We start from the raw sequence: 25,405 nt of genomic DNA on the forward strand, positions 1-25,405 counted from the left end.
GTAAGAGGAAAGTAAAAACAGCACAAAAAGTTAGGATTTGGATGAATAATATCCAATCGAAACTTGTTGTTATTTCAAAGCCAACACATGCTCGATAAAAGCCGACTTCTTTTCGCGGTATTCATCTTGTGGCCAACCTTCACAAGACATTTTGAGGGTGTTGTATTGCTCCACTAATGCCGGATTCGCACGTAGCTTGTCACGAAACCTTAGAAAACATTCGAACTCAGAACCATTGGCAACTACTTGCAAGGCCACGTCATGTCCTGATGTAGACTCCAACATGCACAGCTCCGGCGTTCTTAAGGTATCGAGTTTCTCATTGAAGCCGAGTGTTGTGAGTTGTTCAATGGCGTACTCAAGTTCACTCGATTCAATACCGACGAATATATCCAAGTCGCCTTTAGATACTGCAGATGGAATAGAAGATGCACCTACGTGCTCAACTCTCGCGTTAGGGATTAGCTTTTTGATGTCACGTTCGTATCGGATAAACAGCTCGTTGCAAGCTGCTTGGTATTGTTCCGCGGGATAAAATTTCATATATCCTTACTCCGAATCACAAACTATTGAACACACCAATTGCTAACAGAAGCAACACGATGCTAATAGCTCCGATATAAGAGATTCTGGTTCGCTCTTTTTCAGTTGGAATCAATGGGGGGAAGCGCCCCAATGTGAATACTTTACAAACTATCCAGCCAGCTCCGTAACCAATGAACTCAATCAATATCGACTGAAACAGATACCTAAAGAATGAGCTCAATGCCCTAAAATACGCGACTATCAAGTCTTCCATTTTTTGTCCTAACTAAAGTCAATTTGGACTAAAAGTGCCATGGGTAGAGATTCATATCAAGAACCTTATACAGGACTGCGCACGCAATGAATCAGTTTAAACGTAAGTACTTACTATCGACATGCAATGACTCACAGAGCTTCCTTGCTAAACGATATAGCTAAAAGACTGTAAGCCACCTATGCGAGATACCAAGCTTAAGTAAGTTCTCTTCAGCTGTTTTTATCTCGCTAGCTACCCATAATCGTATTTAATAACGCTTCAAAATCTACGCTTGATACGCCCTCAATAACTTCATTAAGCCAAGTTGTGACAGTCGCAATATTGGCTATTGAAGATAATTTCCTGGAAATAGAAGACTTCTCTATTTCTTGTGTACGTAGTTCTTTATCTGGAATGCTAGCGAATTGATTTAGTTCATTCGCAAACCCTAGCCTTTCTTGAGGTTTTGATTCAGACAACGCTTGAAGAAATTTTTCATCGGTTGAGCCAGCAACAATCCCCATGCCATTGTTAAGGAAAGTAGTTGTATCCATTTCAACTTCTACACCTTCTCCTAAAAGCATACCGATACCATTTTCTTCAAAATGGCAATCGCTCATCTTAATCGTTGTTTTCGGGTGTTGAGTTGAAGTTGGTTTCTTTCTAAATGGAATAACGTTACTCATTAATGGTTTCCTATATGCCTAGGTCAAGTTTAGGTGGATGCACACTTGATATTTCAATACAGCTTTAACTTTAATAAGAATAATCAAGTAAAATTGTTAGCATAGGTAACATAAAGATTTGATTACACCAAAATACTTAATAAAACCCAATTCTTCGAACTCTAAACCACATATGCACCTAGAGTCACCAACTGAATGATAAATCTGCATTACCTTTGTCCAAAAACAAAAAGCCCCGGTTATATGAACCGGGGAAACAGGGTGGGATGAGTTTGGCGCGTGCCCGTAAACCAAACTCTCCCCAAGCCTTACCTAAGACTCATGCTCTTAGGTGAAGGATTCACATCATTATTGAAGCGTAGCGCCTTGCTCTACCCAAGTACCGATCAGTGCGCGTTCTTCGTCGGTCATTTGAGTCATGTTGCCGAGCGGCATCACCTTGGTTGTTACGGTTTGAGCAACAATCCTTGGGACGTTGGCTTTAATCTCTTCTGGGGTATCAAACATCACACCACCAGGTGCAGCAGCAAAAGCAGCATGGCTCGGGGTTGATGAGTGACACACAGAACAGCGCTCTTGAATGACTTTGTTGATAGTTTCAAAGCTGACGCCTGCGCTAGCAGTTTGCATTGCGTGGTCTGCTGGTGCGGCCTGAGAACTAGTCGTTGAAGCGGTGTCGTTTGCAGCAAGCTCTTCTGTCGCTGATTCAGTCGCGCTGACTTGCACTTCTTGAACCACTGGTGCTTGCACAACCGGAGTCATCTGTTTTTTCGCATAAGGTGAGGTAACAAACGCAAGCGTGATCATACCCAGTGCTGCTACTGGTATTGTCCATGCAAACTTCTGGCTACCGTGGCGGGTGTTGAAGTAGTGACGTACCAAGATACTGAAGATCGCTAAACCAGCAAGGATCAGCCAGTTGTATTCCGAGCCGTAAGTGCTTGGGAAGTGGTTACTGATCATGATGAACAGCACTGGCAGTGTCATGTAGTTGTTGTGACGAGAACGCAGTAAACCTTTCGCTGGCAGTGCCGGATCCGGTTCGCGCTTCTCTTCTATCGCTTTCACCAAGTTACGCTGCGCAGGCATGATAACGCGGAATACGTTACCGACCATGATGGTACCAATGATGGCACCCACGTGGATGTAGGCACCACGACCACTGAACACTTGGGTTAGGCCGTACGTCGCTGCGACGAGCAGCACAAACAGGACAACGCCAAGCAACACGGGTGTTTTGCCTAATGGCGAATCACACAGTAAGTCATAGATAAACCAGCCGGCAACGAATGAACCAATACCAATCGCGATTGCGGTTGTTGAATCAAGGCCAGAGCCCGGTGCAATCAGGTAAATTTCAGCGTTGAGGTAGTAAACCACACCCAGTAGACACACACCGGTGATCCACGTGAAGTAAGCTTCCCATTTGAACCAGTGCAGGTGCTCTGGCATCTCTGGTGGCGCAAGTTTGTACTTCTCTAGGTGATAAATACCACCGCCGTGAATTGCCCATAAGTCGCCTGAAAGGCCAGTTTTTGGGTTTACTCGGTTAAGGTTGTTCTCTAACCAAACAAAGTAAAATGATGCGCCTATCCACGCAACACCAACAATCATGTGAGCCCAGCGTATTGCTAAATTCAACCATTCTGTAATATGCGGATCCATAATAAACTCCTGTATCACAACGCTTTAGCTAAGCGTTGCTCTTCCTTATTGTCGTCCGTTGGCATATCTTCCAAATGCAATGCCACTAGGTCGTTCTCAAAATAAACTTCATCACAGTTATGTCCTTCTCCGCCTCTATCGACGATCAAGAACTGGTCTTGATCGGTGAGGGCGAGCACTGGGTGATGCCACACCCCTTTGTGATAGTTCACTCCTTGACGACCGTTGCTCAAGAAAGCTCGGCTATTGGCTAATGTTGGATCGTCGCCTTTTGGCGCAACAACAATTAAATAGGGTTGACCAAGTAATGGAATGAATGCCTGAGAGCCAAGTGGATGACGCTCTAACATTTTGATGGTCAGTGGGTAGCTCAACGGTGTGGCCTGGAAGATGCTGATGATGGCTTCTCCATCTTGGTCTTGCACATCCGTTGTCGCTAGCTTGTGGTAGCGACGTGTTGATCCACTATTGATCATGAAGAAATCACTATTATCGGACTCGATAACATCGCCAAACTCTGCAAAAGCCTGCTTGGTTAACGGTTCGATAGATAAACGACGTATTCCATTACTCATACTCATTTCCTTACCTATTTCGCTTTCGTACCAAACAGACGCAAACGGCTGATACCACCATCTGGGAATATGTTTGCACGTACGTGGGTAATCGCACCAAGGTCGTTAACCTCAGAAATGAATTCGTGAATTTCATGTGCTTGCAGTTTTTGTGCTGGCAAGAGTTCACGCCAGAATAGGCTTTGTGTTTCAACTTGGTCGTCGGTGCCACCTTTCACGTAAGCCGCTTGAATTGAGCAGCTGTCTGGGTAGTTACCTTTGAAGTGTGCCGTATCCACAACGATACGTTCGATATTACCTGGGTGGCCTAATGCCACGATTACCCAGTCGTTACCCGGTGTACGACGACGTGCTGTTTCCCAGCCATCACCCATGTTTTCACCGCGCCCAGGGCCTAAGATGTTGGCTTTGTTGCCATAATGTTCATCGCTACATGCGAGTGCTCGGCCACCGTGCTCAACGGCTGCTAGGTCAACTTGTTGCTGAGAGTCTATTGCGTCCCAATCCACGCTTGGTCGGCCATAAACACGTAAGCGTGCGACACCGCCATCTGGGTAGATGTTCAAACGTAGGTGCGTAAATACTTGGTCGCTTTCGATGTCTTCAAGATGATGATGATCGCCTTGTAGTGCCATTGAAGGCAGAATCTCTTGCCACTCTGTTGAATCTGTTGGCTCACCTTGTGGTGAATAACACGCGTCAATTGATGCCGAAGGTGGGAAGTTACCTGTGAAGAATGAGGTATCAATATCAACGCCAGCAATGGTGCCAGCTAGGCCAAGGCGAACGACACAGTAGTCGTAACCTTCGCCGCGTTTGCGTCTGCTTTCCCAGCCGTCCATCCACTTGCCGTTGTCGTCATATAAGTCGTCTTTCCACTCTGGCGCTGCGTGGCTGAGTAGACGGCTTTTATCTGCGAAAAAATCGTCGGTTGCGAAGATAGCTTCTGCGCCGAGTTTTTCGTCTGCAAGGTTTATGTACTGTTCAAATTTATGGGTCATGTCCGTGTAATCCTATGAAATTAATTAAGTAATAATAAAATGAGAACTTAGTGGCTTATGTTTTTACAAATCAAACCTTTAACGCACTAAGACTGGGCTGAGATAGCTGTTAACTCCGTTAACTTACATATCCCAGAGACGAAACATCGCGATCTTGTTGATCTCTTGAATCGCCGTAGCAAACTCAGTTTCACTATCATTTCCTAATCGCATCTCGAACGACTCAAGAATTTGGTAACGATTGGCTCCCTTCACCGCCATGATAAAAGGGAAATTGAAGCGACTTTTGTAGCTGTTGTTGTAAGAAGTGAATTTTTCAAATTCTTCGGCGCTGCACTGGTCGATGCCCGCCCCCGCTTGTTCTTTGGTCGACGACTCGGTGAGTTCGCCGTTTACTGCTGCTCTACCCGCTAAATCTGGGTGAGCATTGATCAAAGCCAACTGTTTGCCTTGGTCGGCATTTAACAAGGTTGATGCCATTTTTAGATGAAGATTCTCGATATGATCATCTTCGGCATTCAAACCTTGGTCATAAACCGCTTCAGCAACCCATGGGCTGTGTTCGTACACATCAGCAAAGTGCGCGACAAAGGTATCGCGGTTCATGGTTGTTGGTTGGCAAGATCGAAATTCAGTCACGTTAAGCCTCCTTGCTGTTCGTTCTAATTTTGTTGTTCGTTGTATGGGTGATGTTGGTGCCAGTGGTTGGCGATATCGATTCGACGACATAGCCACACGCTGTCATGCTGTTTTACGTAATCTAAGAAACGTCTTAATGCAGCAATACGACCGGGACGACCAATAAGACGACAATGCAGTCCTACCGACATCATTTTCGGTGCGGTTTCGCCTTCCATATAAAGGGTGTCAAAAGTGTCTTTTAAATACTGGAAGAACTGCTCACCAGAGTTGAAGCCTTGCGCTGTTGAAAAGCGCATATCGTTTACATCGAGTGTGTAAGGGATCACCAGTTGTGGATCACCGGTTTCGGTGTGCCAATAAGGCAGGTCATCATCATAGGCATCGGAGTCGTAAAGGAAGCCGCCCTCTTCTGCTACCAAGCGACGCGTATTTGGCCCCGTTCGACCGGTATACCAACCTTGTGGTCGTTGACCCGTCACTTGTTGGATAATCTCAATCGCCTTGGTCATATGATCACGCTCTTCTGACTCATCAATGTATTGATAGTCTATCCAGCGATAACCGTGGCTACAGATTTCGTGACCTGCTTCTACCATGGCTTTCGCTACGTCTGGGTGACGCTCAATGGCCATGGCAACCGCAAACACAGTCAGTGGGATTTCATATTCATCGAACAAGCGAAGAACACGCCACACACCTACACGGCTACCATACTCATAGATGGATTCAATGCTGATGTGACGTTCGCCTTTGATCGGCTGTGCTGACGGGATCTCTGAGAGAAAGGCTTCAGACTCGTCGTCTCCATGTAACAAACAACGCTCACCGCCCTCTTCATAGTTCAATACAAAAGAAACCGCGACGCGCGCATTACCTGGCCATTGAGGGTTGGGAGGGTTAGCTCCGTAACCGATCAAATTTCTTGAATAATCCTTATTCATCCAAGTACTCCTAACATAAGTGGTTGGCTTAGCCGCTCTTTAGCTGGTTCATCAATATGATTCTTCTATTGGTGATTCCGCTATTGGTTATTTCAAAACCGAGTAACCTTACCCCTGTACATTTATTGTATACAATTATTTATCTCAATGTAAAGATTTTGTTATTCAAGTTAAATTTTGTTACTTTTGTAATTTAAAAACAATAACTTAACAAATCACAACCTCACCAAAAAACGATAATCAGGATCTATAAAGCCAGAAAAAAAGACACAATAGTTAACATTCTTCCAACAATTCGCTTTACTAATTGTGTACAGTTCGTACATAGTTAGTGATAACAAAGTGACCCGTTGCACTCTTTTGCAAGGTCGAAATGGATACATAAACCACGGAACAGAGGAGCGCCAAAAGCGCTATTAAAGGACTATGGGAAGATTAACAACACACGTATTAGACACCACACACGGCTTGCCTGGCGCAGAGATCAAGGTAGAGCTTTATAAGGTAAACGAAGACTCAACAGAAAAGCTGGCGACCGTGCTCACCAACTCCGATGGCCGAACCGATGCGCCGATTCTGGCTGGGAATGAATTCCGACCGGGAAAATATCAATTGGTATTCTATGTAGCCGACTACTACAAAAACAAAGGTGTGGAATTGAATGGCGTGCCTTTCCTAGACGATGTGGTTATTCGCTTCGGCTTGGATGATCCCGATGCGCACTACCACGTTCCGCTTTTAGTCTCACCATACAGTTTCTCGACTTATCGGGGCAGTTAGTCCCGATGCTTAGAATCCCGATCTAGGCTCTATCACCCAATAATAAACAGATTCATGCGTGCATCTAAAAAGATGCGCGCTCATTAAGCACGCTCACATAAAAATACTAACAACGTTAACAGTTAAAAAATGAGCCACGAAAAGCTTATTCATAACGAGTTAGAGCTAGGAAAAACCTTAAAACTTAATATTGAAATCTCGCTGTATTCAATAAATGGATCACAACATAAAAGGACTTGCAGACATGAGTGAGAGTAAAACAGAAATACTCAACCAAGATGCGAACAACGGAATTTTAGAGAAACTCTTTAAGATTAAGGCACACGGAAGCAGCGTAAAAAATGAGTTAGTCGGCGGTGTCACCACCTTCGCAACCATGGCTTATATCATCTTCGTTAACCCACAAATCATGGCCGCTTCAGGTATGGATGCAGGGGCTGTATTTGTCGCTACCTGTATTGGTGCCGCGATTGGTTGTTTGTTAATGGGCTTATTCGCGAACTGGCCTGTCGGCCTTGCACCGGGCATGGGCTTGAACGCCTTCTTCTCTTTCACGGTTGTGAGCGAAATGGGTTACAGCTGGGAGGTGGCACTGGGTGCGGTGTTTATCTCCGGTATCTTGTTTGTCGGGATGAGCTTCTACAAAGTCCGCCAATGGATCATCGAGAGTATTCCAGAGAGCTTGCGCTATTCAATGACTGCAGGTGTTGGTTTGTTCTTAGGTCTAATTGGCTTAAAAACAGCGGGTATCGTCGTCGAAAACCCAGCAACTTTGGTTTCATTGGGTGACTTCACGAAACCAGAAGCTCTGCTTGCTGCGATTGCATTCTTGATCATTGCGGTTCTGAGTGAGCGTAAAGTGTTTGGCGCGGTGCTTATCGGTATTTTGAGTGTAACGCTAGTCGGCATGATGCTTGGCCTAGTTCACTACGATGGCTTCTTCGCTGCACCACCAAGCTTAGCGCCTACCTTTATGGCAATGGATATCGCCGGTGCACTAAACGTATCGATGATCAGCGTTATCTTGGCTTTCCTTTTTGTAAACATGTTTGATACAGCTGGTACCTTGATGGGCGTAGCTGAGCGTGCAAACCTGACCAACCCTGAAACGGGCAAGATTGAAGGCCTAAGCAAAGCACTGAAAGCCGACAGTATTTCAAGCGTGGCAGGTGCGTGTGTAGGCTGTCCGCCAGTAACCAGTTATGTAGAGAGTGCAGCCGGTGTTGCAGCAGGCGCACGTACAGGTCTTTCAGCAATCGTGGTTGGTGTGTTGTTCTTAGCGGCAATTTTCCTATCACCGCTTGCAGGCATGATCCCCGCTTACGCAACCTCTGGCGCTCTGATTTATGTGGCGTTCGTGATGATGAGCAGCATGCAGCACGTGGATTGGAAAGACTTCACCAACGGTGCTCCCGCAGCCATTACAGCGTTAATGATGCCTCTGACCTTCTCTATCGCGAATGGTATCGCACTGGGTTTCATTACCTACACCGTGCTTAAGCTGGCGACAGGTAAAACCAAAGATGTGTCTATCTCGATGTACTTCCTAGCGGCTATCTTCATCGCCAAGCTGGTGTTCATCGGTTAACCCTATAGCTCCTGAGCAGTCATTTCTTGATTGCTCACAACGTTGCTTGGCTGGTTCGCGAGCCAAGCAACAATATGATTTTTAAGAAAGCTAATTGTATTGATGACGAGAGAGCAGAATCCCTACTGATTCAGTGCACCTTTTTTATGACCCTACGCAGTTTGTAGAAGTCATTATTTGACCGCCAATCGCCTGTAAACGGAAACGCAGGCAGAGGAATATCAAATGAAACTTCTGTACACCCTTAATGAAAGACCGCCCCATGGGCTAACCCTTCTACTCGCTTTACAGCATATGCTCGCCTCGATTGGTGGCATCGTTGCTGTCCCTCTTATTGTCGGTGCCTCTATCGGCCTACCTAACACAGAGATCGTCTCACTGATCAATGCGGCGCTATTGGCATCCGGTATTGTGACCGTCGCGCAATGTCTCGGCTTTGGCCCTGTAGGTATTCGACTGCCCGTGGTGATGGGTTCGAGCTTTGCTTTTTTAGGTGTGGCTATTTCGATCGGTAACGAAGGTGGTGTTGCCGCTATCATGGGCTCGGCGCTTATCGGCTCGTTTGTGGTCATTGGTGCCAGCTTCTATATGGACAAGGTTCGCAAGCTATTCCCGACCGTGGTAAGTGGTGTTGTGGTTACCTTAATCGGCTTAACCATTTTACCGGTTGCCATGAACTGGGTTGGCGATTCTCCTGCCAACACGGAACAATTCGCTACACTACCTAAACTGTTTCTAGCACTGGTCTCTTTGGGGATCGTGATTGGCGTATCGGTTTACTGTAAAGGCGCGGTTGCGGCCTCCGCTATCGTGATTGGCCTAGCAGGCGGTTACATTGTGGCGCTGTCACTCGGCATGGTCGACCTTGAACAAATTAGCTCTGCTGCTTGGGTCGGTGGCCCAGAACCTTTCAAATATGGCTTTACCTTTTCTGCGAGTGCCATCATCAGCATGAGCTTGGTGTACATCGTAGTTATCGCCGAAGCAACCGGTGACTTCATGGCGCTTGGTAACAACTGCCAAACCCAAGTCAGTGGTAAAGATCTAAAACGTGGACTGCTAGGCGATGGCCTTGGTAGCACCTTATCTTCGATTTTAACAGCGATGCCACTAGCATCATTTAGCCAAAACGTCGGAATTGTGGGTATCACTGGTGTAGCAAGTCGCTATGTAGTAGCTGCAACAGGTGGTTTGTTAATTTTAGGTGGTTTATTCCCGAAATTAGCCGCTATTGCCGTCACAATCCCTAAACCCGTTTTAGGCGGCGTGGGCTTTGTAATGTTCGGAATGATTGCTTACGCGGGTATCCGCATGTTGATCAAGGCCGCAGACACCAAGCGAAATGCCTTAGTAATCTGTGTAGGTTTAGCGTCTGGCTTAGCCGTCACCTTCGAACCAAGATTGCTTCAACATTTGCCACACGATTTGGCCAATTTCCTTCACTCTGGCATTACGACTGGCACCATCATGACGGTTGTTCTTAACCTTGTATTGCCTAAATCTTCACGCGCAGAAGAACAAGAAGCGTTAGCCGAAAGCCAAGCGCAAGTTGAGCTAGAAATGAAAGAACAAGCAGAAGAAGAACTACACTCAAACGAGCAATTAGAAATTCAACAAGCAACAACAGAAACTGAAGTTCAAACGGCATCAGATAACCCTGAGCCCAAAGCGAACTAACTGGTTCACTGACTAACGTAAAACCGATTTTCACAGAATCAGGGAATGATTAGAACATTGAACGTTTAACGCCCCTGATTCGAATTTATCTATCAACAGCAAATACCAACAAAGACCCTCTTCCCTGAAAAGGCTGAGATGGCTAAGGACTACTATGAATGGAAACCATCTGGATTAAGAATCCTCTCGCAATCTACACTGGCTCGCTGGCTGATGCAGAAGGCGGTATTGTCATTAAAGGTAATAAAATCATTGAGCTAGTTGGCAAACACAAAGAGCCAACCTTACCCGTAGATTACAGCGTCGACGCTTCTCGTCATGTTGTGACTCCTGGGCTTATCAATGCGCACCACCACTTCTATCAAACCCTAACGCGAGCCTACCCCGGCGCACTCAATAAAGAACTCTTCCATTGGCTACAAAGCCTCTACCCAGTTTGGGCCAACCTCGATTCGGAGATGATGAGCCTCGCAACAGAGCTTGCTCTGGTTGAGCTGATGATGTCGGGCTGTACCACTGCTTCCGATCACCATTACTTGCTACCAGACGGGCTTGAGCACGCTATTGATTTGCAAGTCGAGGCCGCAGAGAAACTGGGCGTTAGAGCGATATTTACCCGAGGTTCCATGAGCCTAGGGGAAGATGAGGGTGGATTGCCACCAAGACACACCATTCAAACCGAACAAACCATCATTGATGACAGCCAGCGCTTGATTCGTGATTACCACCAGCGTGATGAAGGGGCGATGATTCAAATCGCGCTCGCGCCTTGTTCGCCGTTCTCAGTCACTACCGACCTGATGAAAGAGACCGCCAAGATCAGTGAGCGTGAAAACGTCATGATGCACACGCACCTATGCGAAACGCTCGATGAAGAAGACTTCTGTATAGAGAAGTTTGGCTTGCGCCCAGTTGATTACCTAGAAGATGTGGGTTGGCTGAACGAGCGCACTTGGCTCGCTCATGGTATTCACTTCAATCCAGAAGAGATCAAACGTTTGGGTAAAGCAGGCATTGGTATCAGTCACTGCCCAACTTCCAATATGATGTTGGCTTCCGGTATTTGTAAAAACAACGATCTAGAAGCAGCAGGCGTAAAAGTCGGGCTAGGTGTGGATGGTTCGGCCTCAAACGACGGCTCTAATATGATTGCCGAAGTGCGCATGGCGATGTATCTACAACGCCTGCAATATGGTTCCGCCAACGTTTCACACTTTGATGCATTGCGCTGGGCGACATCCGGTTCTGCCGCGGCAATGGGCAGAACCGACATTGGTACACTAGAGGTTGGCAAACAAGCCGATATCGCGATGTTCAAGCTCGATGATATTCGTTTTTCTGGCAGCCACGACCCACTGGCCGCATTACTACTTTGTGGTGCTCAACAAGCGGATAAAGTGATGGTTGCAGGTAAGTGGCGAGTGAACGATGGCGCTGTGATTGGCGTAGACATGGAACAACTAATGCACCGCCACCATGCAGCTGCAATGAAGCTAGGTAAACTGGCGATGAATAATTAAATACTCTCTAACTAGAAAAGCGAAAAAAGGCCGACGTGATGTCGGCCTTGTTCATTCAGTTCGATTTTTAGAAACCGATTTACATCTTAATCCATCAAGCTCTTCGACTTAATCGCCTTCTTAGAAAGCTCTTTGGCAAAGGCTTTGATATCTGTTTCAAACTCATCGACGCTTTGGCGGATTTCATCCAGTTGAACCGTCTGCATCACTCGGTTTTCCATCACGATTTGGCCGTTAACGATAGTGGTGTCGATGTTGCTTGGGTTCGCTTGGTAAACCAATGTCGCGTATGGGTCGTAACTTGGCATCATGTTCGCTGATTGTGTTTCTACAATCACGATGTCCGCTTTTTTACCCACTTCCAGAGAACCAATTTGGTCTTCCATGTGTAGGGCTTTCGCGCCACCTAAGGTTGCCATTTCAATCACTTGCTCAGGGATCATAATGGTGCGGTCTGAATGCTTTAAGCGCTGCATGTTAGCTGCGTAACTTAGAGTACGCATGATATCGACTTGGTTTGAGCTCATTGGGCCGTCAGTTCCTAAGCCAATGCGCATGTCGGCACGGTACATCTCCCAAGCAGGTGCAATGCCTGTCGCGCCTTTAGCGTTCGCCATTGGGTTGTATGAGATACCCGCGTCAGCTTGTTTCAGTAGCTTTTGGTCGTTTTCTGAAAGGTGGATACCGTGAGCAATCACTACGCGCTCGTCTAGCACACCGATTTCATCCATGTATTCAACTGGCGATGTCGCTTTGGTTTCGTCTTTGATGCGCTTTTCTTCATTCGGGAATTCAGCAACGTGAATCAGCACCGGCACATCGTATTGAGCAGACAGCTTGTTGATTTCTTGCAGCTTATCTTTACTCACTGTGTACACCGCGTGTGGTGCATAAGCAGGTGTGATTAACTCGTCGCTTTTGTACTGCTCAATAAAGCCTTTGGCATACTCAATCCCACCGTAAGGTTCTTTAGCATCGACCACTGGAAACTTAATCACGGTTTCGCCCAACACGGCGCGCAAGCCAACTTCTTTGGTCGCCTTGGCCATTTCATCCATGTGGTAATACATATCGGCGTAAGTGGTCACACCGCTTTGTGCCAATTCGATAGAGCCAAGCTTAGTTGCGTTGTAAATCAGTTCACGGCTTAGCTTTTCGGCTTCTAGAGGGAAGAAGTAAGCGAATAAGCGATTCGAGATGCCCTCTTCTCCTAAGCCGCGGAACGCGATCATAGGTAAATGGTTGTGTGCATTCACCATGCCCGGCATAACGATTCCGTCTTGAGCATCAATCACCTTTTCAGCGCGATATTGAGTGATCAAATCCTCGTTGCCCACTGCGATAATCTGGTCGTTTTTCACTACCACAACACCATCTTCAATCACATCCATTTCTGAATTGATGGTGAGAACCTGCCCGTTGGTGATGATCAGATCGGCGTTGTATGTTTGCGTCGCGACCGTTGAACCGCAACCTGCAAGCAGAACTGCGCTGATGGTGCATGCCAAGCTTTTAAGCGTCATTGCTAAACCTTAATGTTGTGCGTGTAATATTGTTAGCGGCTTCATCTATAAGTTTCCAGCTTTTCGCTTTTCAGAAGAGTAAGTGCCGCCAGTTTTCGCGATACTATAACCTGTCATTTAAATAAAATGGCATACCTAATCGAACCGAATTCAAGATAAATGAGTTATTGCACAACGGGTCACAAAAGTAGCTTTGCACATATGCTCACTCACATGCACAAACAAAAAAGGCCTGCAATCGCAGACCCAAAAAACATTCAAATAACGTCAGCTTTTCACACCACACCCTTTAATCACTAGCTGCGTGATGAACTCAGCGGCATCTTCATAGTCTTTATCATCGAGCTGATCTTTCTGCATCACGCTGCAAATCTGCCAGCCAAAATCGGCGTAGGTTTGAGTTGCCGCCCAGATGGTGAACATCAGGTGGTGTACAGGAACGTCGTCCATTAGACCTTGCGCTGACCATGTCGAGAACTTATCAAGAATCATCTGGGATTGCTTATACAGCTCGTCACCAATCTCTTTTGGTAGCACTTTCGCGCCAGACATCACTTCATTGGCAAACACTTTAGAGGCATGTGGATGGTCGCGAGAAATGATCAGTTTGGTTTGAATATATTGGGACAAGGCTTCAACAGGATCGCTGAGCTCTTCAATCGGACAAGATGCTTCAAGTAAAGGCTGAGTGACGGTTTCTAGAACGGCATTGTAGAGCTTATCTTTAGAGCTGAAATAGTAGAATACGTTGGGTTTGGGAATGTCGGCCGCTTTTGCGATATCAGCCATTTTTGTTGCGGCATAACCATGAGTGGCGAATTGTTCACACGCGACTTCGATGATTAAATCTTGATTCTTTTGTCTGATCCTAGACATATTGCATCCTTTACAGCTCGTTACTAAAATCATAGTAATCAACGTGCTTCATTAGTCCAGAAGATAATCTCAGAACTCAAGGTCACCGCATTGATAACAATAAAATGGCCGCTCTATTTGTTAAGAAGCGACCATTCCATACCGTGTTTTTGAACTGTTCAAGTTAAAGAATCAATATCGCTCTGAAGTCATTCACGTTAGTCAGCGTCGGCCCCGTGATAAGAAGCACATCGACTTGCTTGAAGAAATCGTAGCTGTTGTTGGCATCGAGGTAGTCTTGCGCTTTAAGCGACAGGCTCGAACCTTGTTGCCATGTTTGAGGGGTTATCCATGCGCCCGCATTGTCTTCCACGCCATCAATCCCGTCGGTATCGGCAGCCAATGCGAAGATATTGTCTTGGCCTTTAAGCTCATTATATAGGCTCAACAAGAACTCACAGTTACGCCCACCGCGACCATTGCCTTTAACGGTTACTGTGGTTTCGCCGCCGGAAAGTATCACGCAAGGCGTCTCAAATGGGTGCTTGTGATTGGCCACTTGCTTAGCCAGCGCAGCGTGAACCTTGGCGACATCTCGTGCCTCTCCCTCTATACAATCACTCAACACATAAGCCGGAATACCTAAGCCTTCAGCTTCTGCTGCAGCGGATTCCAATGCCGACATAGGGGTGGCGATAATATGGTGCTCAGCGTTCTTCCAACAGACGTCATCTGGCTTAACGGTTTCTGACTCTGGATTATTTAACCATTCAAATGCCGAGCGTGGTGTTTCTATTTGGTAACGTTCTAAAATTGCCATCGCATCAAAACGCGTGGTGGTGTCGGGTACGGTTGGGCCAGAGGCAATCACACTAATGTCATCGCCCGGCACATCTGAAATCGCCAGTGACACAACCCTTGCAGGATACGCGGCTTTTGCTAGTCGCCCCCCTTTTATCGAAGATAGATGTTTGCGAACACAATTCATCTCATCAATGGCGGCGCCTGATTTAAGCAACGCCTTATTGATTTGTTGCTTCTCTGCCAAGCTGATGTCGCCACCGGGCAGACTTAGCAAAGCGGAACCTCCACCCGACAATAGACAAATAACCGTGTCGTCAGCGCTCAAGCCACTCACCAATTGCAGCATACGTTGGCTCACTTCTAAGCCCATCGCATCTGGCACGGGGTGCGCAGCTTCAATCACTTCGATATGTTCGCAAGGGGCGGTGTGTTCGTAGCGGGTCACAACTAAACCTTCAAGATCACGCAGTGCGAGATCTTGTTGTTTTTTTGCCTGCCAAACCGCTTCAAGCTCTGCTGCCATTGACGCGGCCGCTTTACCTGCTCCTATCACCACAGTACGCCCGGCTTGATTAGCAGAGCGATAGAAAATGTCTTGAGGAAGAAAAGGTTCGATGTGATTTTTAGGTAGCGCCTGATTAACAGCACTTGAGAAAAGGGTTTGCAGAAACTGCTTAGCATCAATGTCCATCAGCCACTCCTTAGTTGACGGAGAAAAAAAGAACCCCGATACAAGGCCAAAGGGTGCCTGCTAAGATCAAGTTGGAAAGGAACAACTTCAACCTCTGCCTCGTATCAGGAACGCGTATAAAAGGAGACGAAACTACGCGATTTATAAACAAACTGTTGGGCTACGAATCGATAGCAGCCCTAATTAATTAACGGATAATCGGTTGATTGATTAACCACTAAACGGACAAACCGTTAACTAGATTAACGAATCGAGTGGTCAGAACGTTTCTCTATCGCTTGAATAAGCGCAGAGTGGTCCCAACCTTCACCGCCCATTTCGGCACACTCGCCAAACAACTCCTGAGCATTCGCCGTATTCGGCAGCGCGACCCCTAATTCTTGTGCGCCCGTTAGCGCAAGATTCAGGTCTTTCTGGTGAAGTGAGATTCTAAAGCCAGGGTCAAATGTGCCTTCAACCATGCGCTCGCCGTGTACTTCCAAGATCTTAGAGTTAGCAAAGCCGCCCAATAAAGCCTGACGTACGCGTGCTGGATCGGCACCGGCTTTTGAAGCAAAGACTAGCGCCTCAGACACGGCTTCGATATTCAGAGCAACAATGATCTGGTTCGCCACCTTACAGGTTTGACCCGCACCGTTGTCGCCCACCAGCGTAATATTCTTACCCATGATTTCAAATAGCGGACGTGCTTTGTCAAAGGCGTCTTGCTCACCACCAACCATGATAGTCAGCGCTGCATTAATAGCGCCTACTTCGCCACCTGATACCGGTGCATCAAGGTATGAAGCACCACCTTCATTGATTCGCGCTGCAATCGCTTTGGTTGCGATTGGTGAGATTGAACTCATATCGATAACCAGTTTTCCAGCAGCGCCACCGGCGGTAAGGCCTTGCTCGACGCCATTGTCACCAAACAGGACGTCTTCTACTTGAGGGGTATTCGGCACCATTAAGATAATGATATCTGCTGCTTCAGCCGCTTCCGCGGGTGAATGACAGACCGTTGCACCCGCTGCCACAAGATCGGCAGGTGCTGCATTAAAGTGATCCGACAGAATCAAATCGTGACCTGCTTTTTGAAGGTTACTCGCCATAGGTTTACCCATGATGCCAGTTCCGATAAATGCAATTTTAGACATGTTGTTCTCCTTAACGTTTGAGGGTTACCAGACGCAATTAACGGTACTGGTGCAGCCAACCAAGGCCTTCTGTCGTTGTCGTTTTAGGTTTGTATTCGCAGCCCACCCAGCCTTGATAGCCAAGCTCATCAAGATAATTAAGCACGAATGGGTAATTGATTTCTCCGGTACCCGGTTCGTGTCGACCTGGATTATCCGCCAATTGCACGTGTGCGATTTGACCAATGTTCTGCTGCATGGTCGGCGTAAGATCGCCTTCCATAATTTGCATGTGATAAATATCGTATTGGATAGAAAGGTTATCGCTCCCTACCTCTTTGATGATCGCTTTGGCTTGCTCAGTCGTGTTCAAGAAGAAGCCCGGAATATCACGGGTATTGATCGCCTCTATCACTAAGCTAATGCCTTCTGCTGCTAGCGCGTTCGCCGCGTAATGCAGGTTAATCACAAATGCCGATTGCGCGTCTTGTTGGGTCACACCTTGCGGAACAATCCCCGCCAAGCAATTCACTTGAGTACAACCGAGTGCTTTTGCGTAAGCGATGGCTTTAGGTACACCCGCTTGAAATTCTTCAACTCTTGCTGGGTCGACCGCGATACCACGGTCGCCAGCGTCCCAATCACCCGCAGGCAAGTTAAATAGCACTTGCTCTAGGTTATTAGCGTCGAGCTTTGCTTTGATTGCCTGAGCATCAAAGGCATAAGGGAAAAGATACTCCACACCTTGAAAGCCCGCTTCTGCGGCAGCTTCAAAGCGATCCATAAAATCAACTTCCGTGAATAACATTGACAAGTTTGCTGCAAATTTTGCCATGACTCTGTCCTTATTCTTTATCTGTAAAAATCTGGTTATTTGTAGTAAAGCCTCGCTCTATTGGAGACTTTCCGTAGAGCTAAACCTCAGCTCTACGGATACACATTACTTAATGATTACTTGTACGCCAGCGCCGTTGGAGCATCGTCGCGGCTTTCGGCAAGCGGTTCAAATTCGTTAATTGCATTGATCTCAACGCCCATCGCAATGTTGGTTACTCGCTCAAGAATCAGCTCAACAACAACCGGTACTTTGTGCTTGTTCATCAGCTCTTTTGCTTGCTCAAACGCAGCGGCAATTTGCTCTGGTTCACGAACTCGAATTGCCTTACAACCTAAACCTTCAACAACCGCGACATGGTCAACACCGTAGCCTTCAAGCTCTGGCGCATTCTGGTTATCAAACGCCAGTTGTACACAATAATCGATATCAAATTGGCGCTGCGCTTGGCGAATCAATCCTAGGTATGAGTTGTTCACCAACACATGAATGTATGGCAAGTTGAACTGCGCACCTACCGCCAGCTCTTCAATCATGAATTGGAAATCATAATCACCAGAGATAGCGACAATATCGCGATCTGGATCGGCCGCTCGTACGCCTAATGCAGCGGGTGTAGTCCAACCTAGTGGACCTGCTTGACCACAGTTGATCCAGTTACGAGGCTTATAAACATGTAGGAATTGAGCAGCGGCAATTTGCGACAAACCAATGGTGCTCACATAGCAAGTGTCACGGCCAAATGCCTTGTTCATCTCTTCATAAACACGCATCGGTTTCATTGGTGCTTCATCGAAATTGGTTTTACGCAGCATGGTCGATTTGCGTTCCTGACACTCGCTTGCCCAAGCATTTCGGTTCGGCAATTTGCCAGCATCACGCCACTCTTGCGCCACTTCAACCATTAGCTCTAGTGCTGCTTTCGCATCAGAGACAATACCTAAATCTGGACAGAACACGCGGCCGATTTGAGTTGGTTCAATGTCCACATGTACAAACTTTCGGCCTTCGGTGTAAACATCGACAGAGCCGGTATGACGGTTTGCCCATCGGTTACCGACACCAAACACAAAGTCAGAGTTGAGCATGGTTTCGTTACCATAACGGTGGGAAGTTTGTAGCCCTACCATGCCCGCCATTAAGTCATGATCATCCGGGATCGATCCCCAACCCATTAAGGTTGGAATCACAGGAACACCAGTGATCTCGGCAAACTGTTGCAACAATTCAGATGCGCCAGCGTTAATCACGCCACCACCGGATACAATCAGCGGTTTTTCCGATTGAGACATCATGGTTAATGCTTTCTCAACCTGCGCGCGTGTCGCTTGTGGCTTATAAGGTTCTAGCGGTTCATAAGTATCGATATCAAATTCAATCTCAGCCAGCTGAACATCAATCGGTAGATCAATCAGGATTGGACCCGGGCGACCCGAACGCATTAAATGAAAGGCTTTTTGAAATGCGCGTGGCACTTGTGCAGGTTCCAGCACCGTAGTCGCCCACTTAGTCACTGGTTTAGCGATAGATTCAATGTCGACCGCTTGGAAGTCTTCTTTGTGAAGACGAGCACGTGGCGCTTGGCCTGTGATACATAGAATTGGAATCGAATCAGCAGACGCAGAATAAAGACCCGTGATCATGTCCGTTCCCGCAGGACCAGAAGTACCAATACACACACCTATATTGCCTTGATTAGTACGCGTGTACCCTTCAGCCATATGGGATGCACCCTCTACGTGACGAGCTAAGACGTGGTCGATTCCTCCGAGCTTTTTCATAGCCGCATACATAGGGTTTATCGCTGCGCCGGGAACACCAAATGCGATGTCTACACCTTCACGTTTAAGCACTTCTACCGCTGCTTCAATCGCTTTCATAATTGCCATTCGAACCTCCAGTTCAGATTGTATACAATTAAACTAACTTTTGTGTACTATGAACCATCCTCGCTATTTATCAACCCCAGAATGAAACAATTTCGTTACATCAACCCATCACATTAAGTACGCACTCATCCTGAAAAGCTTACAATTCATTGCTTTACATAAAATATCTTTACGTAAAAATAAATTACAAAAAGATCAAATGATAAATAAATGTTAAATACCGTTTGCTTGTTTACAATTTCTACAATATAAATATCCTTAAAAAGAGCATTTTGTATACAAAGTGGCATCGTATTGTTTAAAGGAGACAACAATGATGAATGACGTAAAAGAGAGAGAAGAAGTACAATGTATGCAGGTACTCGGGAATATGGACAACTCCGAGTACAAAGAGATCTTGTCTAAAGATGCATTAAAATTCTTAGAAGCTCTCGTCAATAAGTTTGGAGATCGCCGTCATACCCTGCTAAGTGACCGCGACGTAAAACAAGCTCAATATGACGAGGGTGAGTTACCCAATTTTAGAAAAGACACCATTTCCATTCGCCAGAATAAAGAGTGGAAAGTGGCGACACCGCCACCAGAGCTACTCGATCGCCGAGTAGAGATCACCGGGCCTATCGAAAGAAAGATGGTGATCAACGCGCTAAACTCAGGCGCGAAAGTCTTCATGTGCTGCTTTGAAGATGCGTCTTCTCCTACTTGGGCCAATATGGTCGAAGGGCAAATCAACCTAAGAGATGCCAACCTTGGCACCATTAGTTACTTCGATGAAAAGAAGCAGAAGCGTTACCAATTAAACGACGATCCTGCACTGCTTATCGCACGCCCACGAGGGATCCACCTTCCTGAGCAATCCATCCAATTCAACAATCAGCCTATCGGCGGTTGCTTGATGGACTTCGCTTTGTACTTTTTCCACAACTATCAATCACGTGCACAACAAGGTTTAGGGGTTTACTACTACATTCCCAAACTTGAGAGCATGGAAGAAGCACAGTGGTGGGACGATATTTTCAGCTTCACCGAAAACTACTTCCAAGTACCCAAAGGCACTATTCGCGCGACAGTATTGATCGAAACGCTACCAGCCGTGTTCCAGATGGAAGAGATCTTGTATGCAATGCGCGATCACATCGTGGCAATGAACTGTGGTCGTTGGGATTACATCTTCAGCTACATCAAAACGCTGAAGAACCATCAAGATCGTATCCTGCCAGATCGTCACGGCATCGGCATGGATCAAGAATTCCTCAACGCCTATAGCCAACTGTTGGTTCGCACTTGTCACGCTCGTGGCGCACTGGCGATGGGTGGCATGTCAGCCTTTATTCCAGCGAAAGATCCGCAAGAGATGGCGCGTGTAACCGCCAAGGTTATCGAAGATAAGCAGAGAGAATCTCAAAACGGACACGATGGCACATGGGTCGCGCACCCTGCACTGGTTGATTTGGCAATGTCGATCTTTGATAAGCACCTCGATGGCAAAGTAAACCAAATGGATTTCCAAAGCCCAGAGCATGTGATCAATGCAGACTCGTTGCTAAAACCTTGTGAAGGCAGCCGCGACGAAGCGGGTGTGCGTAAGAATATCCGAATTGCGCTGTATTACATTGAGGCTTGGATCCAAGGCTACGGCTGTGTACCTATCTACGGCCTTATGGAAGATGCCGCCACCGCTGAGATCTCGAGAGCCAATATCTGGCAATGGATCCACCACGGAGTAACACTCGATGATGGCCAAACCTTTACCAAATCACTATTCCACTCTTGGCTTTACCAAGAGCTAGACACCATAAAACATGAAGTCGGAGACTCGCGCTATTCAGCAGGTCGATTTGAAGAGACAGCCGATCTTTTCTATCAACTTTCTACAGCCGATGAGTTCGCTGCCTTCCTAACTTTACCCAGCTATGGGCTGTTACAAGAGTCCAGTTAGGACTCTTGTACCGAACTGGATCAGTCAATGATGCTCACCAACAAGAGTCATTATTGGCTTACTTAGCTTGGTACACGGCCCCTTGAAAAACTAGGAGATAACATGGGAAGTTTGACTCTACAACAAGCGTTAACCATCATTGATGGCACCTTACAAGCAGGAAACAAGATCCACACTGAGCCTTTGACGGTCGCCGTCTTAGACAGCGGTGGCAAACTGATTTCTCTGCAACGTCAAGACGGCTCTAGCATGATGCGACCAGACATCGCGATTGCTAAAGCGTGGGGGGCACTCGCACTGGGTTGTTCCTCTAGAAAACTCGCCCAAGATGCTGACAACCGACCAGCATTCATCTCCGCCGTAAACGTGCTCGCACACGGAAACATGGTGCCAGTACCAGGGGGCCTACTGATTCGAGATAAGGATAAAACGGTACTTGGTGCTATTGGCGTCAGCGGTGACATCTCAGACATCGATGAGAGCTGCGCCATTAATGGTATAGGTTGTGCTGAGCTATTCAGTGACGAGATGATCCAAGCTTAACTCGCCAATTCGCTGTACTTGAAGTTCTTAGACAGGAACAAAAAACCGAAGCGATTAGGCTTCGGTTTTTTTATTGAATCTAAAGGAAGATCAGAAAAACTACTCGTACGCGCTCAACCATGTTTTCAGAAGTTGGTTGGTGTTCTTCTTCTGACTCGCAGACAATGATTTAACCAGTTTTTTCTGCATTTCGACATGTTCAGTCATCATTTGGTCAATCAGAATAAGACCATCTTTAGTTAACTGGACACTCACGCTGCGTCTGTCTTCTTTGCTGTGTTCACGACTGATCAGCCCTTTGGCTTCTAGCTTATCAAGGCGATTGGTCATCGCGCCAGATGTCAGCATCATGGATCCAATCAGTTCAGATGGCGTCAGTCGGTAAGGCTTCCCAGAACGTCGCAACGTCGCCAGCACATCAAACTCACCCAGCTTCATGTCGTATTTTTTATGAAGCTCGGCAACTTGCGTCTCCATATACTTGGCAATACGCATAATCCGGCCCATCATTGCCATAGGCTCAGTTTCTAATTCGGGCTTTTCCTTTGCCCATTGCTCTACAACGCGGTCGATAGCATCCATTTGCAATCTAGCTCCGTGATTAGTCTTGTTTACTTCAAACTAGTTTAACATAAAGATACTTTACAACCACTAGTTCTCAGTATACAGTTCACACAATAGTTATCTTAACGTAAAGATATTTTAAATGAACATATTATTAGCAATGATCCCCGCGTTCTTTTGGGGAACAACCTATGCAGTGACGCAATTTACGCTACAGGAGTGGCCACCATTATTATTAGGTGCTTTGCGTGCGTTACCTGCTGGTTTGTTATTGCTAGCAGTAAAGCCGACACTGCCTAAAAACGGCGAGTGGCAGATCATTTTCACATTGGGTCTTATCAATATTGCGACCTTCTTTGGCCTGATCTTCGTGATGGCACTAACGCTGCCTTCAGCGATTTCTGGCGTGGGTATGATCTCTGTGCCTGTGTTCGCGATGATCTTCCATTGGGTAGTGAAAAAGCAGCGCCCGCATTTGATTCAAGCCCTGTCTGGTATTGGCTTGATCACCTTAGCGTGGATATTGTTTAACCCAAGCCAAATCGCTTTGAATCCAATCGGTTTAGGTGCCATGTTCGCCGCAATCATGTGTATTGTCATCGGCAGCAGTATTACCAAGTCACTGGGTAACCGCATGCACTGGTGGAAGGTATTAACATGGCAACTGATTCTGGGCGGTACGATTTTGTCTGTCGCGTCTGGCGTTCATGCATTCATCGATCCGCAGCCTTATGTTAATGCCGTGACTCATTTCGATACTCGTAATGCTATGGGACTCGTATGGGTTATTGGGCTAAACACAGCGCTGGGTTACGGCATGTATGTGTGGTTGCTACAGCGTATGTCGGTGGTTGATTTCACCTTCGGTGGCATCGCAAACCCAGTAGCTGGCATCGTGACCGGTATGGTGTTGATGGGTGAATCATTCACTGCAGTACAATACTCACTAATGACCGGCATGATCGTGATGTCACTACTACCGCAACTTATTCTGGCAGTAAGACAGTCCAAACAAGTTAAGCCTGTTACGCAGTAGACGCAGCCTCTTAAACGTATTGTTCAAAAACGCGCCTCATTGAGGGCGCGTTTTTTGTTGCTACGCTAACAGCAATAACCCAACAGCCATACTCGTTGAGTTGACCATTCCTTAAGTTAAATTAAACCTCACAAAGAACAATGACTTTACTTTAACTATCTAAAGCGAATTTATTTTCTATAAAATAATCATACTAGAGATTTAATTTCCACAAAAAACTCAAATTAGAGATAAAAAGACAAAACTTTTCTCCGACTACCTTTCTATACTGTGCCACGTCATTAAGGCGCTACAAGCCTATGATTTAAAATAATTATTAATGAGTAGTCACCATGAATTCGAAGTCGCTAACTATTTTGCTTTTTGTCTCTGTTTGCTTAATTTGGGGAACCACTTGGTTCGCTATGGAAGTAGCATTGCATTCTATCCCACCTATTTTTGCTACTGCGTTGCGCTTTTTACTTGCAGCACCTCTGCTTGCGGTATTAGCGAAAGTCTTCAACCAACCACTGCTGTTCCCTAAAGGTAAGCGCCAATGGCTGCTTATTGTTGCGCTGATGTATTTCGCGATTCCGTTTACGTTGATGATCTATGGCGAGCAATACATCTCTTCAGGTTTAGCGTCGATCATCTTCGCCAACATGCCTGTGGCTGTGATGTTGATGTCTGGCTTATTCTTAGGTCTACGACTGGCGAAGCACCAAATATTCGGTTTGATTACCGCTGTTGTGAGCCTATGTTTAATCCTTGGTAATGAAATGCAGATGGGTGGCGATGACTACCTAATTGGCACGGTTTGCTTAGGCCTTGCTGTTGCGATTCACGCAGTGATGTATGTGTTAGTTCAAAAGCACTGCAAAGGTATTGAAGTACTAACCTACAACGCTGTACCGAGCCTAATTGCAGCTCTATTCTTATTTGCTGTATCAGCTATAGGTGAAAACGTGAATATTGAATCTTTCACTTGGGACTCAATCTCTGCTGTGGTTTACCTAGGCTTTGTGGCGAGTGTTGGCGGCATTGTTGCTTACTTTAAATTAGGTCAGGTTTCGACACCTTTCCAAGCATCTATCTGCTTCCTAATTTTCCCTGTGGTTGCACTACTGATCTCTTGTTACATCAATGGTGAGGTTCTATCTGAACAGTCACTTGTAATGATGATTCCTCTACTTTGCGGCATCCTGCTAACCAAAGCACCAAAGGGAATCTTCAAGCTGCGTACCGAATTAAAAACCGTAAGAAACTGATCCGCGTGAAACCTATTTTGCGGATTAGATATACATATCCCACATAAACAAAAAGCTCCAATATCACTATTGGAGCTTTTTGCTTATTTCATAATATCGAGACCAACATTAGCGCCAGCTAAACATTCGCACTTCGTTGCCCTCTTCAGGTTTCTTCGGAATGTTTAAAGATAGCGCTAGAGAAACCACGGCCATCACTGCACCAATATAGAAAACCGTTGCAGGAGAAGACAACCAAATCACACCAAACACCACTGGAATAACGACCGCTGCAATATGATTGATGGTGAAAGAGACACCAGCAGTTGATGCCATGTCTGCCGGGTCTGCGATTTTCTGGAAGTAAGTTTTGATCGCCAGCGCCAATGCAAAGAACAGGTGATCGATCACGTAAAGTGCCGCCGCCCATTCCGCGCTTTGCACCAAACCATAACCGACAAACACACCAATCAAGCCAACATACTCGAAGATCAACGCTTTACGCTGGCGTTGTTGCCTAAATTAG

23 protein-coding genes and 1 pseudogene are annotated in these 25,405 nt (G+C 46.4%); 8 read left to right on the forward strand and 16 right to left on the reverse strand.

Annotated features, from left to right (window positions below; all coding sequences use genetic code 11):
- Nucleotides 1–69: 69 nt before the first annotated feature.
- The 8 genes from AB4371_RS17285 to puuE all read right to left on the reverse strand — a co-directional run bounded on the left by AB4371_RS17285 (nucleotide 70) and on the right by puuE (nucleotide 6,291).
- Nucleotides 70–543: a GrpB family protein gene (locus AB4371_RS17285; RefSeq protein ID WP_137002188.1), complete on the reverse strand. Its 474-nt coding sequence runs from the start codon at nucleotides 541–543 to the stop codon at nucleotides 70–72.
- A gap of 16 nt (nucleotides 544–559) precedes the next feature.
- Complete coding sequence (locus AB4371_RS17290; protein ID WP_017086627.1) at nucleotides 560–799, reverse strand: hypothetical protein; 240 nt, start codon at nucleotides 797–799, stop codon at nucleotides 560–562.
- Nucleotides 800–1,029: 230 nt separating this feature from the next.
- Nucleotides 1,030–1,467, reverse strand: a complete 438-nt coding sequence (locus AB4371_RS17295) for a hypothetical protein (RefSeq protein ID WP_004732861.1) — start codon at nucleotides 1,465–1,467, stop codon at nucleotides 1,030–1,032.
- Nucleotides 1,468–1,815: 348 nt separating this feature from the next.
- Entirely contained in the window at nucleotides 1,816–3,132 is a 1,317-nt protein-coding gene (locus tag AB4371_RS17300) for a urate hydroxylase PuuD (RefSeq protein ID WP_061037654.1), read from the reverse strand.
- Between the two features lie 14 nt (nucleotides 3,133–3,146).
- The gene (locus AB4371_RS17305; RefSeq protein WP_372150394.1) at nucleotides 3,147–3,707 is read right to left on the reverse strand and encodes an ureidoglycolate lyase; all 561 of its coding nucleotides are present in this window, start codon (nucleotides 3,705–3,707) and stop codon (nucleotides 3,147–3,149) included.
- Nucleotides 3,708–3,721: 14 nt separating this feature from the next.
- Nucleotides 3,722–4,708, reverse strand: a complete 987-nt coding sequence (gene alc / locus AB4371_RS17310) for an allantoicase (RefSeq protein ID WP_017069066.1) — start codon at nucleotides 4,706–4,708, stop codon at nucleotides 3,722–3,724.
- Between the two features lie 123 nt (nucleotides 4,709–4,831).
- Nucleotides 4,832–5,347: a 2-oxo-4-hydroxy-4-carboxy-5-ureidoimidazoline decarboxylase gene (gene uraD, locus AB4371_RS17315; RefSeq protein ID WP_017061596.1), complete on the reverse strand. Its 516-nt coding sequence runs from the start codon at nucleotides 5,345–5,347 to the stop codon at nucleotides 4,832–4,834.
- 23 nt (nucleotides 5,348–5,370) lie between these two features.
- A complete protein-coding gene (gene puuE, locus AB4371_RS17320) occupies nucleotides 5,371–6,291 on the reverse strand; it encodes an allantoinase PuuE (RefSeq protein ID WP_372130404.1) in 921 nt (306 codons plus the stop codon).
- A gap of 426 nt (nucleotides 6,292–6,717) precedes the next feature.
- Between puuE and uraH the strand changes: the two genes are divergently transcribed.
- From uraH to AB4371_RS17340, 4 genes are all read left to right on the forward strand, one after another.
- A complete protein-coding gene (gene uraH / locus AB4371_RS17325) occupies nucleotides 6,718–7,071 on the forward strand; it encodes a hydroxyisourate hydrolase (RefSeq protein ID WP_372128093.1) in 354 nt (117 codons plus the stop codon).
- 244 nt (nucleotides 7,072–7,315) lie between these two features.
- Nucleotides 7,316–8,659 carry an NCS2 family permease gene (locus AB4371_RS17330; protein ID WP_017065002.1) on the forward strand — a complete coding sequence of 448 codons (1,344 nt, stop codon included), beginning with the start codon at nucleotides 7,316–7,318 and terminating at the stop codon, nucleotides 8,657–8,659.
- A gap of 225 nt (nucleotides 8,660–8,884) precedes the next feature.
- Complete coding sequence (locus AB4371_RS17335; RefSeq protein WP_104216392.1) at nucleotides 8,885–10,336, forward strand: nucleobase:cation symporter-2 family protein; 1,452 nt, start codon at nucleotides 8,885–8,887, stop codon at nucleotides 10,334–10,336.
- 158 nt (nucleotides 10,337–10,494) lie between these two features.
- Nucleotides 10,495–11,856: an 8-oxoguanine deaminase gene (locus AB4371_RS17340; protein ID WP_104216391.1), complete on the forward strand. Its 1,362-nt coding sequence runs from the start codon at nucleotides 10,495–10,497 to the stop codon at nucleotides 11,854–11,856.
- An 86-nt stretch (nucleotides 11,857–11,942) separates the two neighbouring features.
- On the opposite strand, the gene AB4371_RS17345 is transcribed toward AB4371_RS17340, so the two are convergent.
- From AB4371_RS17345 to gcl, 6 genes are all read right to left on the reverse strand, one after another.
- Complete coding sequence (locus AB4371_RS17345) at nucleotides 11,943–13,379, reverse strand: amidohydrolase (RefSeq protein WP_372150395.1); 1,437 nt, start codon at nucleotides 13,377–13,379, stop codon at nucleotides 11,943–11,945.
- Nucleotides 13,380–13,646: 267 nt separating this feature from the next.
- A complete protein-coding gene (locus AB4371_RS17350; RefSeq protein ID WP_372150396.1) occupies nucleotides 13,647–14,255 on the reverse strand; it encodes a TetR/AcrR family transcriptional regulator in 609 nt (202 codons plus the stop codon).
- 163 nt (nucleotides 14,256–14,418) lie between these two features.
- Nucleotides 14,419–15,729, reverse strand: a complete 1,311-nt coding sequence (locus tag AB4371_RS17355) for a glycerate kinase (protein WP_372150397.1) — start codon at nucleotides 15,727–15,729, stop codon at nucleotides 14,419–14,421.
- Between the two features lie 242 nt (nucleotides 15,730–15,971).
- Nucleotides 15,972–16,868 (reverse strand): 2-hydroxy-3-oxopropionate reductase, encoded by an 897-nt coding sequence (locus AB4371_RS17360; protein WP_017105663.1) that lies wholly within the window; start codon nucleotides 16,866–16,868, stop codon nucleotides 15,972–15,974.
- 37 nt (nucleotides 16,869–16,905) lie between these two features.
- Complete coding sequence (hyi, locus tag AB4371_RS17365) at nucleotides 16,906–17,682, reverse strand: hydroxypyruvate isomerase (protein ID WP_017075254.1); 777 nt, start codon at nucleotides 17,680–17,682, stop codon at nucleotides 16,906–16,908.
- 116 nt (nucleotides 17,683–17,798) lie between these two features.
- A complete protein-coding gene (gcl, locus tag AB4371_RS17370) occupies nucleotides 17,799–19,571 on the reverse strand; it encodes a glyoxylate carboligase (protein WP_372150398.1) in 1,773 nt (590 codons plus the stop codon).
- Between the two features lie 313 nt (nucleotides 19,572–19,884).
- Between gcl and aceB the strand changes: the two genes are divergently transcribed.
- Together aceB and AB4371_RS17380 are read left to right on the forward strand one after the other, a co-directional pair.
- Nucleotides 19,885–21,510, forward strand: a complete 1,626-nt coding sequence (aceB, locus tag AB4371_RS17375) for a malate synthase A (protein ID WP_280611837.1) — start codon at nucleotides 19,885–19,887, stop codon at nucleotides 21,508–21,510.
- 102 nt (nucleotides 21,511–21,612) lie between these two features.
- A complete protein-coding gene (locus AB4371_RS17380; RefSeq protein WP_017088617.1) occupies nucleotides 21,613–22,053 on the forward strand; it encodes a heme-binding protein in 441 nt (146 codons plus the stop codon).
- 99 nt (nucleotides 22,054–22,152) lie between these two features.
- Here the strand turns inward: AB4371_RS17380 and AB4371_RS17385 are convergent, their stop codons facing one another.
- Complete coding sequence (locus tag AB4371_RS17385; protein ID WP_017054932.1) at nucleotides 22,153–22,635, reverse strand: MarR family winged helix-turn-helix transcriptional regulator; 483 nt, start codon at nucleotides 22,633–22,635, stop codon at nucleotides 22,153–22,155.
- A gap of 124 nt (nucleotides 22,636–22,759) precedes the next feature.
- Here AB4371_RS17385 and AB4371_RS17390 point away from each other — a divergent pair, with 124 nt between their 5' ends.
- Together AB4371_RS17390 and AB4371_RS17395 are read left to right on the forward strand one after the other, a co-directional pair.
- Nucleotides 22,760–23,653: a DMT family transporter gene (locus AB4371_RS17390; protein ID WP_372105199.1), complete on the forward strand. Its 894-nt coding sequence runs from the start codon at nucleotides 22,760–22,762 to the stop codon at nucleotides 23,651–23,653.
- A 332-nt stretch (nucleotides 23,654–23,985) separates the two neighbouring features.
- Nucleotides 23,986–24,900, forward strand: a complete 915-nt coding sequence (locus AB4371_RS17395; RefSeq protein WP_371721309.1) for a DMT family transporter — start codon at nucleotides 23,986–23,988, stop codon at nucleotides 24,898–24,900.
- A 108-nt stretch (nucleotides 24,901–25,008) separates the two neighbouring features.
- Here the strand turns inward: AB4371_RS17395 and AB4371_RS17400 are convergent.
- Nucleotides 25,009–25,386: pseudogene (locus AB4371_RS17400) on the reverse strand (MFS transporter); the annotation flags it as partial.
- Between the last annotated feature and the right edge of the window lie 19 nt (nucleotides 25,387–25,405).

This window comes from Vibrio sp. 10N.261.51.A3 (assembly GCF_041471965.1).
Lineage (GTDB): Bacteria > Pseudomonadota > Gammaproteobacteria > Enterobacterales > Vibrionaceae > Vibrio > Vibrio crassostreae_C.

What these genes read in the sequence shown, in the direction of transcription:
- AB4371_RS17285 (WP_137002188.1), bottom strand. Translation starts at nt 543, where the DNA reads ATGAAATTTTATCCCGCGGAACAATACCAAGCAGCTTGCAACGAGCTG.
- AB4371_RS17290 (WP_017086627.1), bottom strand. Translation starts at nt 799, where the DNA reads ATGGAAGACTTGATAGTCGCGTATTTTAGGGCATTGAGCTCATTCTTT.
- AB4371_RS17295 (WP_004732861.1), bottom strand. Translation starts at nt 1,467, where the DNA reads ATGAGTAACGTTATTCCATTTAGAAAGAAACCAACTTCAACTCAACAC.
- AB4371_RS17300 (WP_061037654.1), bottom strand. Translation starts at nt 3,132, where the DNA reads ATGGATCCGCATATTACAGAATGGTTGAATTTAGCAATACGCTGGGCT.
- AB4371_RS17305 (WP_372150394.1), bottom strand. Translation starts at nt 3,707, where the DNA reads ATGAGTAATGGAATACGTCGTTTATCTATCGAACCGTTAACCAAGCAG.
- alc (WP_017069066.1), bottom strand. Translation starts at nt 4,708, where the DNA reads ATGACCCATAAATTTGAACAGTACATAAACCTTGCAGACGAAAAACTC.
- puuE (WP_372130404.1), bottom strand. Translation starts at nt 6,291, where the DNA reads ATGAATAAGGATTATTCAAGAAATTTGATCGGTTACGGAGCTAACCCT.
- uraH (WP_372128093.1), top strand. Translation starts at nt 6,718, where the DNA reads ATGGGAAGATTAACAACACACGTATTAGACACCACACACGGCTTGCCT.
- AB4371_RS17330 (WP_017065002.1), top strand. Translation starts at nt 7,316, where the DNA reads ATGAGTGAGAGTAAAACAGAAATACTCAACCAAGATGCGAACAACGGA.
- AB4371_RS17335 (WP_104216392.1), top strand. Translation starts at nt 8,885, where the DNA reads ATGAAACTTCTGTACACCCTTAATGAAAGACCGCCCCATGGGCTAACC.
- AB4371_RS17340 (WP_104216391.1), top strand. Translation starts at nt 10,495, where the DNA reads ATGGAAACCATCTGGATTAAGAATCCTCTCGCAATCTACACTGGCTCG.
- AB4371_RS17345 (WP_372150395.1), bottom strand. Translation starts at nt 13,379, where the DNA reads ATGACGCTTAAAAGCTTGGCATGCACCATCAGCGCAGTTCTGCTTGCA.
- AB4371_RS17350 (WP_372150396.1), bottom strand. Translation starts at nt 14,255, where the DNA reads ATGTCTAGGATCAGACAAAAGAATCAAGATTTAATCATCGAAGTCGCG.
- AB4371_RS17355 (WP_372150397.1), bottom strand. Translation starts at nt 15,729, where the DNA reads ATGGACATTGATGCTAAGCAGTTTCTGCAAACCCTTTTCTCAAGTGCT.
- AB4371_RS17360 (WP_017105663.1), bottom strand. Translation starts at nt 16,868, where the DNA reads ATGTCTAAAATTGCATTTATCGGAACTGGCATCATGGGTAAACCTATG.
- hyi (WP_017075254.1), bottom strand. Translation starts at nt 17,682, where the DNA reads ATGGCAAAATTTGCAGCAAACTTGTCAATGTTATTCACGGAAGTTGAT.
- gcl (WP_372150398.1), bottom strand. Translation starts at nt 19,571, where the DNA reads ATGGCAATTATGAAAGCGATTGAAGCAGCGGTAGAAGTGCTTAAACGT.
- aceB (WP_280611837.1), top strand. Translation starts at nt 19,885, where the DNA reads ATGATGAATGACGTAAAAGAGAGAGAAGAAGTACAATGTATGCAGGTA.
- AB4371_RS17380 (WP_017088617.1), top strand. Translation starts at nt 21,613, where the DNA reads ATGGGAAGTTTGACTCTACAACAAGCGTTAACCATCATTGATGGCACC.
- AB4371_RS17385 (WP_017054932.1), bottom strand. Translation starts at nt 22,635, where the DNA reads ATGGATGCTATCGACCGCGTTGTAGAGCAATGGGCAAAGGAAAAGCCC.
- AB4371_RS17390 (WP_372105199.1), top strand. Translation starts at nt 22,760, where the DNA reads ATGAACATATTATTAGCAATGATCCCCGCGTTCTTTTGGGGAACAACC.
- AB4371_RS17395 (WP_371721309.1), top strand. Translation starts at nt 23,986, where the DNA reads ATGAATTCGAAGTCGCTAACTATTTTGCTTTTTGTCTCTGTTTGCTTA.